This window comes from Clostridium sp. MSJ-8 (assembly GCF_018918325.1).
Classification (GTDB): Bacteria; Bacillota; Clostridia; order Clostridiales; family Clostridiaceae; genus Clostridium.
In genome coordinates, this window is record NZ_JAHLQH010000012.1 from 59,678 (window position 1) to 74,116 (window position 14,439).

Annotated in this window: 12 protein-coding genes and 1 pseudogene; 11 read left to right on the plus strand and 2 right to left on the minus strand. The window is 29.6% G+C overall.

Translation table 11 applies throughout. The features are described from left to right. Window positions 1–15: 15 nt before the first annotated feature. Window positions 16–924 carry an RluA family pseudouridine synthase gene (locus tag KQI77_RS01635; RefSeq protein ID WP_216387639.1) on the plus strand — a complete coding sequence of 303 codons (909 nt, stop codon included), beginning with the start codon at window positions 16–18 and terminating at the stop codon, window positions 922–924. Between the two features lie 52 nt (window positions 925–976). Here KQI77_RS01635 and KQI77_RS01640 read toward each other — a convergent pair whose 3' ends face one another. Next, window positions 977–2,281, minus strand: a complete 1,305-nt coding sequence (locus KQI77_RS01640) for a D-alanyl-D-alanine carboxypeptidase family protein (RefSeq protein WP_216387640.1) — start codon at window positions 2,279–2,281, stop codon at window positions 977–979. Window positions 2,282–2,448: 167 nt separating this feature from the next. On the opposite strand from KQI77_RS01640, the gene KQI77_RS01645 reads away from it, so the two are divergent. The 4 genes from KQI77_RS01645 (at window position 2,449) to rlmD (ending at window position 5,758) form a co-directional block, all read left to right on the plus strand. Next, the gene (locus tag KQI77_RS01645) at window positions 2,449–3,048 is read left to right on the plus strand and encodes a helix-hairpin-helix domain-containing protein (RefSeq protein WP_216387642.1); all 600 of its coding nucleotides are present in this window, start codon (window positions 2,449–2,451) and stop codon (window positions 3,046–3,048) included. An 83-nt stretch (window positions 3,049–3,131) separates the two neighbouring features. Next, the gene (locus tag KQI77_RS01650) at window positions 3,132–3,821 is read left to right on the plus strand and encodes a hypothetical protein (RefSeq protein WP_216387644.1); all 690 of its coding nucleotides are present in this window, start codon (window positions 3,132–3,134) and stop codon (window positions 3,819–3,821) included. Between the two features lie 114 nt (window positions 3,822–3,935). Next, window positions 3,936–4,160 carry an RDD family protein gene (locus tag KQI77_RS01655; protein WP_216387646.1) on the plus strand — a complete coding sequence of 75 codons (225 nt, stop codon included), beginning with the start codon at window positions 3,936–3,938 and terminating at the stop codon, window positions 4,158–4,160. Between the two features lie 242 nt (window positions 4,161–4,402). Then, complete coding sequence (gene rlmD, locus KQI77_RS01660; RefSeq protein ID WP_216387648.1) at window positions 4,403–5,758, plus strand: 23S rRNA (uracil(1939)-C(5))-methyltransferase RlmD; 1,356 nt, start codon at window positions 4,403–4,405, stop codon at window positions 5,756–5,758. 59 nt (window positions 5,759–5,817) lie between these two features. Here the strand turns inward: rlmD and KQI77_RS01665 are convergent. Continuing rightward, window positions 5,818–6,312: pseudogene (locus tag KQI77_RS01665) on the minus strand (site-specific integrase); the annotation flags it as partial. A gap of 131 nt (window positions 6,313–6,443) precedes the next feature. On the opposite strand from KQI77_RS01665, the gene KQI77_RS01670 reads away from it, so the two are divergent. The 6 genes from KQI77_RS01670 (at window position 6,444) to KQI77_RS01695 (ending at window position 14,414) form a co-directional block, all read left to right on the plus strand. After that, window positions 6,444–6,584, plus strand: coding sequence for a hypothetical protein (locus tag KQI77_RS01670; RefSeq protein WP_216387651.1), 141 nt, complete (start codon window positions 6,444–6,446; stop codon window positions 6,582–6,584). 166 nt (window positions 6,585–6,750) lie between these two features. Continuing rightward, window positions 6,751–7,224 carry an IS200/IS605 family transposase gene (gene tnpA, locus KQI77_RS01675; protein ID WP_216387653.1) on the plus strand — a complete coding sequence of 158 codons (474 nt, stop codon included), beginning with the start codon at window positions 6,751–6,753 and terminating at the stop codon, window positions 7,222–7,224. Window positions 7,225–7,664: 440 nt separating this feature from the next. Next, window positions 7,665–9,065, plus strand: coding sequence for an AAA family ATPase (locus KQI77_RS01680; RefSeq protein WP_216387655.1), 1,401 nt, complete (start codon window positions 7,665–7,667; stop codon window positions 9,063–9,065). Between the two features lie 150 nt (window positions 9,066–9,215). Then, complete coding sequence (locus tag KQI77_RS01685; protein ID WP_216387657.1) at window positions 9,216–10,427, plus strand: hypothetical protein; 1,212 nt, start codon at window positions 9,216–9,218, stop codon at window positions 10,425–10,427. Window positions 10,428–10,635: 208 nt separating this feature from the next. Next, window positions 10,636–11,208 (plus strand): restriction endonuclease subunit S, encoded by a 573-nt coding sequence (locus tag KQI77_RS01690; protein WP_216387659.1) that lies wholly within the window; start codon window positions 10,636–10,638, stop codon window positions 11,206–11,208. After that, entirely contained in the window at window positions 11,205–14,414 is a 3,210-nt protein-coding gene (locus KQI77_RS01695; RefSeq protein ID WP_216387660.1) for a type I restriction endonuclease subunit R, read from the plus strand. Before KQI77_RS01690 ends, KQI77_RS01695 begins: the two co-directional genes overlap by 4 nt. Window positions 14,415–14,439: the final 25 nt, after the last annotated feature.

A 14,439-nucleotide genomic window follows, 5' to 3' on the forward strand; every position in this document is an offset into this window, starting at 1 on the left:
GAAAGTAGTATAATTATGAGCAAGATAAAAGTAAAGATAGAAGAAAAAAATGATGGAATGGTAATAAGGCAATTCTTAAAAGAAGAAATGGGATTGTCAACTAGGTTAATAAGAAGTGCTTCAATAGAGAAAAGAATTTTAGTCAATGATGAACCTGTTAGAATGAGGAAGGTTATAAAAGTAGGCGATGTAGTTGAAGTGGAATTAAGTAGGAATGAAAGTCAAAATATAACACCAGAGAATATACCAATAGATATCATATATGAAGATGAAGATATATTAGTTGTTAATAAGCCGCCTTTTATGGTGGTTCACCCTACTAAGAGCCATCAGAGTGGAACTTTAGCAAATGGAATATTATATTATTTTAGTGAAAGTAATCAAAATTGCATAGTAAGGCTAGTAAGTAGATTAGATATGAATACATCAGGACTTATAATTATAGCAAAAAATCAATTTGCTCATATGGCTCTATCAAAAGAGATGCAAAATAATAACTTAGAGAAGAGGTATATAGCTATAGTACATGGTCATATGGAAGAAGAACAAGGCACAATAGATGCCCCTATATATAAGCTAGATACAGAAGAAGATTCATTTAGAAGAGTAGTAGATGATAGAGGACAGAGAAGTATAACGCATTATAAGGTAATAGAACGATTAAAAGAAGCTGATGTAGTTGAGTGCTTATTAGAGACAGGTAGAACTCATCAGATAAGAGTTCATTTAAGTCATTTAGGTCATCCTATATACGGTGATACTTTATATGGATATGGTGAAGAAGATGTAGAAAAAGAGTTTATAGATAGGCAGGCATTACATGCTTATAAACTTAAGTTTAATTCTCCTAGAACTAAAGTATTATTAGATTTAAAGGCAGATATACCAGAGGATATGCAGAAGTTGATATATAAACTAAAATAAAAAACAGGATTTTTTAATCCTGTTTTTTTAATCTTTAAGAAATTATATTTTTTTATTTTCTAGATTCATTAAGGGCTTTAGATAGTTCTTGCATTTTTTTTGCACGCATAAGTCTTCGTTTTTTTCTTCGTCTGTTAACCATAATAACACGAAGAATAAATAGAAGAAATAAGGTTAATAAAATTCCTATTACCCATTTTGTCTTTGTTGAATTATTAGTTGTAGTAGCTTCAGAATTTGTATCTAAATTATAACTAGAACCAGCTACTATAGGAACTTCTGAATATTCTGTTCCGTCTATATATACTGTACCTGTAGTTAATGTATCTCCACGTTTAAATGATCTGTTAGATAAATTCTTTGGTAAGTCATAAGTTATTTTTTTGTTATAAGAATCTTTATCATCATTTGGAGTTGTGTAATATACATCGGAACCTACAAGTAATGGTATTTTATCATTATTTAATGTAACAGAATCAAGTTCTTCACCCTCTTTATATACAGAAGTACTTGAATAATTGTCGAAAACATAATTAAAGATATTTTTAACATCAGAATAAACTTTATCTATATTTTCACCATTTAAAAAAGCACCACAATAGGTTGTACCATTTTTAGTACAAGCAATTACATTAGTAAAGTTTGCTGCAATTGTATAACCTTTTTTTGAAGCAAAAGAATATTCGTAATAATATTTTGATTCAGGAAATAATATGTAGTTCTTGTTATTAAGCCAACGTTCAGTTCCATCAAGATTACTAGGTGACATCTTTAGAGACTTAGTTTGACAGATATCTACGAATGTTTTGTTCTTCGAAGCTTCACACATTATTAAAGCTAAGTCATGTGCAGTAGTGTAGTGCTTTTCATCAGGTAAGCCACTTGGATTCATGAAGTTAGAATCATTAGCTCCTAATTCCTTAGCACGTTTATTCATAAGTTTGGCAAATTCTTCTCCACTTCCAGAAACATGTTCAGCAAGTGCTAGTGCACAATCATTACCAGATAATAATATTAGTCCTGTAAGTAATTCTTTTACAGTAAAAATTTCCCCTTCTTTAAGGCCTATTGAAGAACCTTCAGCATAAGCAGGATTATGTCCTACTGTAACTTTTTCAGATAAATCACAATTTTCTATAACTATAAGTGCTGTTAAAATCTTAGTTGTAGAAGCAGGATATAACTTCTTATCTCCGTTTTTATCAAAAACTACTTGTTTAGTATCTGAGTTAATAAGTACAACACCTTCAGAATTAAGATCAGGTGGTGAATCTATTGCATATGCAATCTCAGTAATTGGACTAAACAAAGTGAATATAATAGCAAATAATAAACTTAAAAATCTAAACCGTTTCATTTTAACCTCTTTCATTATAACTCTCAATTAACATAGTTTTACTAATATATTATAGCAGATAATAACAATAAATCTAGAATATTTAATAAAAAGAGTAAAGAAATACTATTAAGTTTCTGTAAAAGTGGTAATACTTAAGAATATGAGAAGGATAAGGAGAGAATTATATGTGTAAGAAAAATTATAAGTTAATAGGAATTGGTATAGTTATAATTGTAATAATTTTGTATGTCATTATAGGTTATTTTAGCAATGGAAAAGATGAACTTATAAAAAATAATACTGATAGTATATATGAAGAAGAAGGTGACACAGAATTGCCACTAAAAGACAGTAAAATAGTAGTGGAAATAAAAGGAGAAGTTAATAAACCTAATGTATACTATCTAGAGGAAGGTTGTATAGTACAAGATTTAATAGATATGGCAGGGGGGATTACTGATAAGGGAGATCTCCAGAATATTAATAGAGCACAAGAGCTATCCAACCATGAATGTATAGTGATTCCAAGCTATGAAGAGAATAATACAATTGCAGAAGGCGGGGAAACAATATCTTCAGCTGTAGGTAATAATGATAAGGTGAATATTAATACTGCAGATTCTACTGAACTTCAAACATTAACAGGAATAGGAGAGAGTAGAGCACAAGCTATAATAGATTATAGAGAAGAGAATGGAAGGTTTAAATCTATAGAAGAGATAAAAAATATAAGTGGAATAGGAGATAAGATGTTTGAGAAAATAAAAGAACACATTACTATTTAGTTTAAAAACATATGATTTAATGATATAATATATCAGTATGAATAAAACTGATTAGAAATAGACGTAATATAAGGAGGAACACTATGAAGAAGAGAATATTAACTAGTATAATAGCAGTTATGGTGTCGGCATCTCTTATTAGTTGTTCTGCTCTGCCAGGTAATAATAAGAAGAGTGAGAATACATCTACTGAAACAGTAGATAGATATGCCAAGCTAAAGGGAGAATGGGCAAAAGACACTACTAAGGCAGATTTCGATAAGAAATATAATGAGTTATTAAAAGCTATGGAGAAACAAACTGATGATTATGGTTTAAAATATGATAAGAAATCTAGTATTAATGATAAGGATAAAAGTAATACTATAACAGATTCTTATATAGTAGTGCTTCAAGATAAACCAGAAGAGAATAGACTAGAGAGTTTTTACTTTGGAGAGAAAGTATCTACAGGAGATAATATGACTGGTCAGATATACTTAAAGGCATCTCTTAAGTTTGATGGTAAGACAGCTCTTAAGAAAGAAAAATTCGATTTTGGTGATACATCTATAGCGAAATATTCTGAGATTTTTACAGGAAAAAAAGATAGAGATTATTCTTCTATTAACAAGAAGATTATTGATATATTGAAGAGTGATTCAAAAGAAGGAGTTATAACTAGTAATCTTGATGGATTGTATGAAGAATTTACTATAACAAAGGATTATATTGCTTATACTCTTGAAACAAAAGAACTTACTTTTAAGACAAAAACAGAATTAAACAGTTAAAAGAAAATCGTTTAATTATTAAACGAGGATTTTTTATGCACTATATATTCTTTAAGAGGTAAAATCTAAAGAATAATAGTTGCTTATATATATTTTATCTAGGAGGAGAGTTTGATGAAGAAGTTATTAGCAAACATAATTGATCAAATTATAGTGTTTGGGGTAGCAATATTACTTTTATTATTAGTTTCATTAGTAATGAAATTAATAGGATTTGAATTCCAAAAACCAATAGAAGCTTATATTGGTTCTGTAGCGATAGTTGCTATATTATACTATCCAATAGTAGAAGCAACAGCCCTTAAGACTACACTTGGAAAAAAATTATTAAATGTATAAATTTATTTTCTAATCTTTAGGTGAGGAGTAATCTTCATCTAAGGATTAAAATTTTTAATGGCTAGAAAAATATAAAAGTTTTATAATCATAAGTGTTGATTTTTAGGACTTTAAGTTCTGATTTCTAGAAAAGCCATAAAAATTATATTGCCAAGACAGAATTCTTAAACAAGTTAAGGATTCTGTCATAAAGGCTAAACAAAAGCTAGATAAGAAATATAATATTAAAGTAGGAGAATGTAATGAAAAAAGGTAGCGAAATACTAGTTAAGATAGAAAAGACAGAATTCCCCTCAATAGGAATAGGAACATTAGAAGATAAGAAGATATATGCTAAGAACTGCTTTCCAGGACAAGTGATAAGAGGTAGAGTTAAGAAGAAGAAGGCAGATTATGCAGAAATCAAACCGTTAGAGGTTGAAGAGAGAGCATCATATGAGGTAGAACCTTTATGCCCTCATTTTGGCATATGTGGAGGTTGTTCATCTCAAACATTAGAATATGATAAACAATTAGAACTTCTATCAGAAGAAGTTAAGGAATTATTTGTTCAAGGTGAAGTACCTATGGGTACATATGAAGGAATAATGGGTAGCAAGCTTCAATGGGAATATAGAAATAAGATGGAGTTTACCTTTGGTGATATGGAGAAGGGCGGAGAACTTACTCTAGGAATGCATATGAAGAACAAGTCCTTTGGTATAATTACTGTAGATGAATGTAAAATAGTAGATGAAGATTTCAGAAAGATAATAGCTCTAACAGTTGATTATTTCAGAAAACAAAACTTACCTTATTATAGAGTAATGAAGAGAGAAGGTTACCTTAGAAACTTAGTTATAAGAAAAGCCTTAAATACCAAAGAGATTATGGTAAACTTGGTTACAACAACTCAAATAGATTTTGATTTAACAGAATATGTTGAATTATTGAAGAAGCTTGAGTTTAATGGAAACTTGGTATCTGTTTTACATACAGAAAATGATTCTTTCTCAGATGCAGTAATTCCAGAGAAAGTAAACCTATTGTATGGAATAGATCATATAGTTGAAGAATTATTAGGTCTTAAGTTTAAGATATCACCTTTTTCATTCTTTCAAACTAATACAAAAGGTGCAGAAGAGTTATATACTATAGTTAAGGAATATCTAGGTGATAGTGCAGATAAAGTAGTATTTGACTTATATTGTGGAACAGGTACAATAGGTCAAATAGTAGCACCTAATGCTAAGAAGGTTGTAGGAATTGAGCTTATAGAAGAGGCAGTAGAAGCTGCTAAGGAAAATGCTAAGCTTAATGGACTAGATAATTGTGAATTCATAGCAGGTGATGTAGCAGTTACTATAAAAGAAGTTAAGGATAAGCCAGATATAATAATATTAGATCCACCTAGAAGTGGGGTGCACCCTAAGGCCTTAGATTATGTTATTAAATTCAATGCTAAGGAGATAATATATGTATCATGTAATCCAAAGACATTGGTTAATGACCTTAAGGTGCTTATAGAAGCAGGATATGATATACAGAAAAGTAAAATTAAGGATATGTTTCCTAATACCCCTCATGTTGAGGCTATAGTTAAATTGCGTAGGAAATAAGCCATTTTAAAGCCCTCAAGGTATGAAAAAAATAGATTTGCCACCAATTTGCCACCGAATTATTTACCTTGGTGGCAAATAACAGATTCAAAGATGTTTACAGTCTCGTTTTCCATTTTCTTAGTTACGTGAGAATAAGTATCTAGAGTGGTTGATATTTTGCTATGACCAAGTCTTTTTTGAATGTCTTTTGGATTAGCTCCTGCTTCTAATAACATGGTTGCGTGAGTATGTTTTAAGCTATGAAAATTAAAATTTATTTTAAGTTCATAATTGACTACTCTAGATAAATATTTAATAGAATTAGTTGTTATTTGTTCTCCGTTTTCTTTAGTGCATACATAATTAGAATCTTTGTAATATTGGCCATATTCAAGTTTGTTTGTCTTTTGCCATATTCTATGCTTTTTTAATATATTAACTAATGTGTCACCTATCTTTATTGTTCTGTATGAGCTTTTAGTCTTGGGAGTACCAAGTACAAAACCTACTTTCTCCTTATATATAAGAGTGTGTTCAACAGTTAATGTCTTGTTATCTAAATCTATGTTTTCAGTAATGGTGAGCAGTCCTGAATCATGGAAAGCAATCAATGAATTTTTTACTGAATCAGTTAAAATATTTGAAGAAATGTTAAAGGTGGTGAAGTGACATAACAAAATTAGAAGAAGCATTACAATCATATATGGATTGTTTTAATGAAAAGTATCCTTTGGTTGCATCAATGGGAATGACAGATGATGAAATCATTGATGATATTGAACAGTGCATTAAGTCAAGGAAACTTGCTGAAACACCTACATTTGAAGATGATGTTGATTATTAAAATAAAAACACCTTGGAAACAGGGGGTTTTATTGTATTTATGAATACCACCTGCTAGGCGGGTGGTTCAAAAGAGCTTTTAGCGGTGAGTAGAAAATAAAGAACCTCCGATGTAAGATAATAGTAGGTTTGCCGACCACAATTAAATTACATGGAGGTGAGTCCAAATGGACAATAGTAGTTTAGCACATAGTAAATGGAATTGTAAATATCACATAGTTTTCGCACCTAAATATAGGAGACAAATTATATATGGAAAGATAAAAGCTGATATAGGAAAAATATTAAGAAAACTATGTGAGAATAAGGGTGTGGAGATAATAGAAGCGAATGCTTGTAAAGATCATATACACATGCTTGTAATTATACCACCGAAATTGAGCGTAGCTCAATTTATGGGGTACTTAAAAGGTAAAAGCTCGCTTATGATATTTGATAGACATGCAAATTTGAAATACAAATACGGAAACAGACAATTTTGGTGCAAAGGATATTATGTAGACACTGTAGGAAGAAATAAAAAGGTAATAGAGGAATATATAAAAAATCAGATACAAGAAGATTTGGCGTATGAACAATTAAGTTTAAAAGAATATATTGACCCGTTTACGGGTGAACCAGTAAAAAAAGGCAAAAAATAAAGCACCTTTGAGGTGCAGCTAGTAAAAGATTGCGGTTGGCAAACCATTCAAAGTGCGAGTAGCACGTGCAAGAACCAGAGGCTTCTAGCCGCAGTGCAAACCACCCGTTTTACGGGTGGTCATGATTGTTATGGTGGCATTTTTGTTTATGTAGCATGTTTGCTGAGCTAGCAGAATGTGAAATATCAGTAAAGTAAAATACATTAATAAACTCCTACTAAGTTATATTATTATATCGGAAACTGTTGATGATTAAAAAAAATCAAATAGTAGCAATTAATTTTAAAAGAAATATCTTGTATATAAAATGTATTAAAAAATGTAAAAAGTAAATAATAATAAATATAAAAATCAATTTAGAAATAAAAAATACCGTTTTTTAAAATTGCATTTACATATTCTAAGCAAGAATGTTATTATATATATAGGAGGAGAATAAAATGAAAAATATAGTGAGGTTACAGGAAATTCAAGTTAAAAACTTTAAAAACGTCATAAATGGTACTGTAAATTTTAATAGTTTTAAGAAGAAAAGATACTTTTCAAATTCATATAATGCAGATATACTTGGGATATATGGGCAAAATGGCTCTGGAAAAACGAGTATGGTAGAGGCAATTGATATATTAAAAACAATTTTATCTGGACAGAAAATTGATAAAAATATTAAAAATTTATTGTCTTATAATACTGAATCTGCATGCTTTAAATATATATTTACTATAGAAGTAGAAGAAAAAAAATATATGGTAAATTACAAGTTTAATTTAAGATGTAATAATGATGAAGATAGAGTTGAAATTTATAAAGAATCATTAAATTATGCTAACATAGAATTTGATGCTAAAAAAGTAGATGCAGCCAAAAGTATTATTAATTATGATATGGATAAAGAATCAGAAGAAATTTTTTTACCTATTAAAAATTATAATATTATTGTAAGGGAAGGTGAAAAAACAAATCTAATAGTTTCAAAAGAATTTGCTAAAGAAAATAGTACTTCATTTATTTTTAACAAACGTAGCATGGAAATTTTTAAAAAAAGTTTTAAAGATAAAGATGGGGTTTATTATGAAATTATTCGTTCATTACAAAATTATGCTATTGCATCATTTGTAATAAAAAATGATTGTTTGGGACATGTTGATTTAAGTGCTATTATACCATTAAATTTTCTGATAGACAGTCAAAATGGACTTGCTAGAGGAATGCTTATGATTGGATTATTTGATACAAATACAGTTAGCATAGAAATACTTGAAATATTGAATAAAATAATAGAACAAATTAATATTGTTTTAAATTCGTTAATACCAGGGTTAACAATTGAAACCAAAATTATAAAAGAAGAACTTATGGAAAATGGGAAAGTTGGAAAGGTATTAGAATTACTTTCTGTTAGAGAAAGTGGAAGAATACCATTAAAATATGAATCGGATGGTATAAAGAAGATAATATCTATATTAAGTGCTCTTATAGCAATGTATAACAATGAAAGAATTTGTGTTGTTATAGATGAATTAGATTCAGGAATTTTTGAGTTTTTATTGGGTGAATTATTAAGTGTATTAAAAGAAAAGGCAAAAGGACAATTAATATTTACATCTCATAATCTTAGAGCATTAGAAGTTCTAGATAAATATGACATGATATTTACAACAGCAAATCCAGAAAACAGATATATAAGATTAAAATATGTAAAGAATAGTAATAACTTAAGAGATTTTTATCTGCGTCAAATCTTTCTTGGTGGACAAGATGAGGTTATTTATAAAAAAACAAAAAGTTATGCTATCAGTAGAGCTTTTAGGAAAGCAGGAGTAAAAAATGAGTCAAGATAAGGTAATTGTTTTTATTGTTTAGGGATTTTCATATAAAGAAACATGGGATTTCATTAAAAAAGATATAAATTCAATTTGCTGATATAGTAATTTTCATTTATTTTTTCAAATAAGTGTTGAAAAATAATATAAAAAATCTGGAGGTATAATATGGGGGAAATAGTTGATGTGAATAGCACAAACAGTAAACAAGAAGTTAATGGCAAATATAATTTGGAGGAGCTTACAGAAGATCTTTTAATGGCTGCAAGAACTTCAATTAATAACAATAAGGCATTAAGTGTTCCGATTGCTGAATTGTCTGCACTTGGAGCGGGTGTGGCATCTATTATTCCAGCTTTCAATACTGTTACACAGAGCACATCTATCGCTACAGATGGACTTTTCAGAATAGCAAATCGTGCAGCAGGAGATAGTTTGAAGATGGCGAAAAATGGAAATGCATGGGGTGCAATGAAAACAGCCACAGGTGGTTCCAAAATGGTACAGCTTTCAGAAGCAGGGCCTTTGTCTGCAACAACACAAACAGTAGCTTCATTTAACCCAGCAACAATGATGATGGCAGTAGCACTTTATTCTATAGAAAAGGATATTGCTGAGATATCGGAAATGCAAAAGAAGATACTCACATTTCTTGAAGTGGAGAATGAATCGCAGATAGAAGCTGATGTTGAGACTTTGATGGGAATTGTAACTAACTATAAATACAACTGGGATAATGAACTATCAGTAGCAAGCAGTCATAATTTGGTTATGGATATTCAGAATCGAGCAAGAAAGAATATGATAGCATATCAAAAGAAGGTTGTTGATACAGTTTCAGCAAAGAAGATTATTGTCGCTCAGAATAAAGTTAAGTCAACATTATCCGATTTGGAAAAGAAATTCAAGTACTATAGGTTATCATTGTACACCTTCTCGTTAGCTTCATTGATGGAAATCATGTTAAGTGGTAATTTTAAAGAAGAGTATATAACTAAGGCAAAAAATGAGATAAAATTCATGTCAGATACATATAGAGAAAAGTTTGAGCTAGGCTCTTTGTACCTAGAGAAACTTGGCAACGTTGGAGTAGAGTCAAATGTTTTAAAAGGTATTGGTACTGTCGGCAAAACAGTTGGCAAGTTAATTGGTAGTATTCCATTGGTTAAGGAAGGTTCGGTTGATGAATTCTTACAAGATAAAGGAGCACATTTGCATAAGAATGCTATTGAAATGGAAAAGAAAGCTGTAAAGGAATTTGCGACAGTTGGTAATCCAGGAACCAGAGTGTTTGTGGAAAAGATGGAGGATATGATTCAGATTTACAATCACACTTCACAAATATGCTTTGATAATGAAAAAATTTATCTGTTGGAATAAATTGAGTAAGAAGCGAAATAAGAAATTACTTTATTATATGTTTGAAATAAATTTTTGTGAAAGCATCTTTTTTGTAAATGATAATGCATCTATACAAAAAAGATGTAATTTTTTTAAATTACATATTGTAATAAAACGGAATATATGATAATATTAATACAACAAGATAAGTAATTTACAAAAGGCACATTTTTAAGGGGGCGTTTTTATGAAGTTAAGTGATGCTGTACAAGCTTCAAGTGGTTCTCCTCAATTTAGGATAAAAGAGGCACTTGATAAAGAAGCACAAGTATATACTTATTACAGTCAATCTGACTTGCTTGATGATCTTATAGGAATTGAATCAAGTAACAAGGAAAACAAGCAGATAAGAACTCATGATAAAGTTCTTACATTAAAGAAAGATGACATATTATTTAGTTTGATTAGTGGAACAGCAACGATTGTAAGCAAGGAACACGAAGGATATCTCTATACACAAAATTATGTAAAATTAACTTTAAATGATGATATTGATCCTAGATTTTTAGTATTTCTTATTAATGAGAGCAGAGATATAAAAAAACAGTTTGCAACAGGACTTCAAGGTTCACAGGTATTTAAATACACAATAAAACAATTAATTGATATTCAATTACCTAAAATGCCTTTAAAAGAAAAACAAAAAATAATAGGACAAGTTTACTTTAAACAATTAAGATTAACAGCTCTTAAAAATAGAGTAGCTGAATTACAAAAAAGCAAAATAATTAATCAATTAGAAGGGGTAAGTAAAAAATGACAGAAGATCAATTTGAAAACGAATTAATACAGTATATTACAACAGGAACAATAACTAAACCTGAACATTTAGACGGTATAGGTAATTTTATTAGCAGTAAAGAAAATGTTGATTATGTCATAAAAACAAAGTTGTGGGAGTATATGCCTAATATTAAAAATACAGATCAGCTTTGGCAAAACTTTAAAGAGATACTTGAAAGACATAATCAAAATACACTTGATCATCCTTTAAGTGTGGTGGAATTTAATCAGGTAAAGAAAATTATCAGTGATTTAAAAACACCATATGAAGCTGGACAATTTTTATATGGACTTAACGGAGTATCTCAAATAGAGATAGATTTAGATGATGGAAGACATGTTTTTCTAACAGTATTTGATCAAAAGAAAATTGGAGCTGGGGATACAGTTTATCAAGTTGTTAATCAGATAGAAAGACCTGCTGTTATTACAGGTAAGCAAGACAGAAGGTTTGATACAACACTTCTTATTAATGGATTGCCTATTATACAAATTGAAGAAAAACGAGATACACATGATGTAGATGAAGCATTAAATCAGATGCATCAATATATAGATGAAAATCAGTATAGTGATATTTTTTCAACTGTACAGATATTAGTAGCTATATCTCCTAATAATGTTAAGTATATGGCAAATACAACTACTGATAAGTTTAATAAAGACTTTGCTTTTAATTGGCAACGTAAAAGTGATAATAAAATAGTTCGTAATTGGAAAGAATTCGCTGATTCAATGTTAAGCATTCCAATGGCACACCAAATGGCTACAAATTATATGATTCTTGATGGCACAAAAAATAAACAAACATTAAAAGTAATGAGACCTTATCAAGTATATGCTACTCAAAATGTAATTGAAAAATTAAAAAGAGTAGATTTTGACATGGGATGCAATAAGATAGGTTATATATGGCATACAACAGGCTCTGGTAAAACAATTACAAGTTTTAAAACAGCATGGCTTGCAAGCCGTATGCCTAATATAGACAAAGTTGTATTTGTAGTGGATAGAATAGCATTGACTAAGCAAACTAATGAGAACTATAGAGCATATGATCCTGATTCAAGAGAAGATGTTATTGGAAGTGTTCAAGATACTAGCAATACTACTGATTTAAGTAGAAAGTTAAAAAGTAAGGATAACAATATTATTGTTACGTCTGTTCAAAAACTTGATACCCTTGTTAAAAGAAAGTCATTTAAATCACCAGATAAAAATATTGTGTTTATAGTTGATGAAGCACATCGTTCAACAGGTGGTGATAGTTTTAATAAAATACAAAAAGCATTCAAGAAGTCAGCATGGGTTGGATATACAGGTACACCAATGTTTGATGAAACAACTAATGGATTAAGAACAGAAGATATATTTGGAGAGCTTTTACATGCTTATACTATTCGTGAAGCCATTGCTGATAAAAATGTTTTGGGATTTAAAGTAGACTTTGAAACAACTATAGATGAAGATCAAATGAGAGATGTATATCTTCCTAGCTTTTATAGTGAACGTTATCCAAAATGGACTGAAAAGCAGATACAGAATAAAATAGATAACTTAACATTAGAAGATATGGATGATGCAATAGAACCAAGTTTTTATGATGAAAATATTGATCATGTAAAGCTTGTAGTTGAAGATATTTTTAAAAACTGGAGAAATCGTTCTAATGATGGTAAGTTTAATGCATTATTAACAACTCATGTTGGTGGAGGAAAAGCAAGTACACCAATGGCAATGATGTATTTCCGTGAATTCCAAAGAGTTAATAATGAAAACAGGGAAAAAGGTGGACAAACATTAAAGGTAGCAGTTACATTTAGTAAAAATACATCTAATAATGATACTATGTTGGAAACTAATAAGGGATTACTTGAAGCTATAGAAGTATATAATAAAGAATTTGGCACAAGCTTTGGAATGGATGATACAGATGGATATACTCAAGATGTTATAAGTCGTTTAAATAAAACAGCAAATGATAAAAACTATTTAGATATCGTAATTGTTGTAGATCAGCTTTTAACTGGATTTGATGCACCTGATTTAAATACACTTTATGTAGATAGAACACTTAAAGGAGCAGGACTTATTCAAGCTTATTCTAGGACAAACCGTATATCCAGCATGGAAGGGAAACCTTGGGGTTGTATTGTTAATTATAGGTGGCCAGTTCAAAATGAAAAGCTTATGAATAAAGCTCTTGCAATATATGCTAATAAAGATTCAGCTCTTTTATCAGAAGAAGAGCAGAAAAAGAGTAATGAAAAAGATGGAATTCTTGCTAAACCATTTGAAGATGTATTTGAAGAAGTACAAGAAGTGGTTGGAAAATTAAGAGATATGACTAATGATTTTCAACAATTACCTCCTTCTGAAAAGAAAAAAGAAAATATGTTTGAATTATTAAAAGCATATAACGCAGGAATGTCTAAGTTAAAGCAGTATGACTTTAAAGAAGTTGATGGTGATAAAATAGGTTTTGATTATGATAATCCAGAGATCTTGATAGAAAAATTAGGAATGACAAGCGAAGAAGAAGTAATGCTTACAACAGTTTTGTCAAATGAATTAAAGCAACATATTGCTAAGAAGAAGAAAGTTCCTTTTTATCAAATAGAGTTAAAAATGATTCATGTAAAAGATATTAAAGTAGATTATGATTATTTAACAGAATTAATTGAAGATTTATTAAATCAAGTACATGAAGGAAAGGATAAAGAAGCTGAAGAGACAAAAGAGAAAATTGCTAAATTCGCAAGTGGACTTGATGATAGAAATTATGCAAGTAAAATTATGAATGCAGCATTAGCGATTATAACAGGTAGCTATCCACCTAAAGATTCAGGTATAAATTATCCTATAAGATTAAAAAATAGTGAAGAAATAATTCAAGCAGCAAATAATATTAGTGTTGACAGAAAATTATTAGACTTTAGAGTTGACTGGGGAATTGCAGACATTATAACAAGTGCACAAATGAGAGAAATGTTTAGCCATCATAAATATGGTATGAAAGATTTAGATGATAATGGTCAAATTAAAGATATTATTGCAAAAGCAAGTGTAGATTATAAAACATTGGCTCACAAAGAAATAGTACAAGAATTAACTAAAATAAAGTATCGTAATGAGTTAAGAGAGGCAATATATAAACTAGCAGATGAACACATAGAAAGTTAATATTATAATATAGATTGCAAAAATA

Bases quoted from the DNA above. Each gene is read 5' to 3' on its own strand.
- KQI77_RS01635 (WP_216387639.1), top strand. From the start codon at position 16: ATGAGCAAGATAAAAGTAAAGATAGAAGAAAAAAATGATGGAATGGTA.
- KQI77_RS01640 (WP_216387640.1), bottom strand. From the start codon at position 2,281: ATGAAACGGTTTAGATTTTTAAGTTTATTATTTGCTATTATATTCACT.
- KQI77_RS01645 (WP_216387642.1), top strand. From the start codon at position 2,449: ATGTGTAAGAAAAATTATAAGTTAATAGGAATTGGTATAGTTATAATT.
- KQI77_RS01650 (WP_216387644.1), top strand. From the start codon at position 3,132: ATGAAGAAGAGAATATTAACTAGTATAATAGCAGTTATGGTGTCGGCA.
- KQI77_RS01655 (WP_216387646.1), top strand. From the start codon at position 3,936: ATGAAGAAGTTATTAGCAAACATAATTGATCAAATTATAGTGTTTGGG.
- rlmD (WP_216387648.1), top strand. From the start codon at position 4,403: ATGAAAAAAGGTAGCGAAATACTAGTTAAGATAGAAAAGACAGAATTC.
- KQI77_RS01670 (WP_216387651.1), top strand. From the start codon at position 6,444: ATGGATTGTTTTAATGAAAAGTATCCTTTGGTTGCATCAATGGGAATG.
- tnpA (WP_216387653.1), top strand. From the start codon at position 6,751: ATGGACAATAGTAGTTTAGCACATAGTAAATGGAATTGTAAATATCAC.
- KQI77_RS01680 (WP_216387655.1), top strand. From the start codon at position 7,665: ATGAAAAATATAGTGAGGTTACAGGAAATTCAAGTTAAAAACTTTAAA.
- KQI77_RS01685 (WP_216387657.1), top strand. From the start codon at position 9,216: ATGGGGGAAATAGTTGATGTGAATAGCACAAACAGTAAACAAGAAGTT.
- KQI77_RS01690 (WP_216387659.1), top strand. From the start codon at position 10,636: ATGAAGTTAAGTGATGCTGTACAAGCTTCAAGTGGTTCTCCTCAATTT.
- KQI77_RS01695 (WP_216387660.1), top strand. From the start codon at position 11,205: ATGACAGAAGATCAATTTGAAAACGAATTAATACAGTATATTACAACA.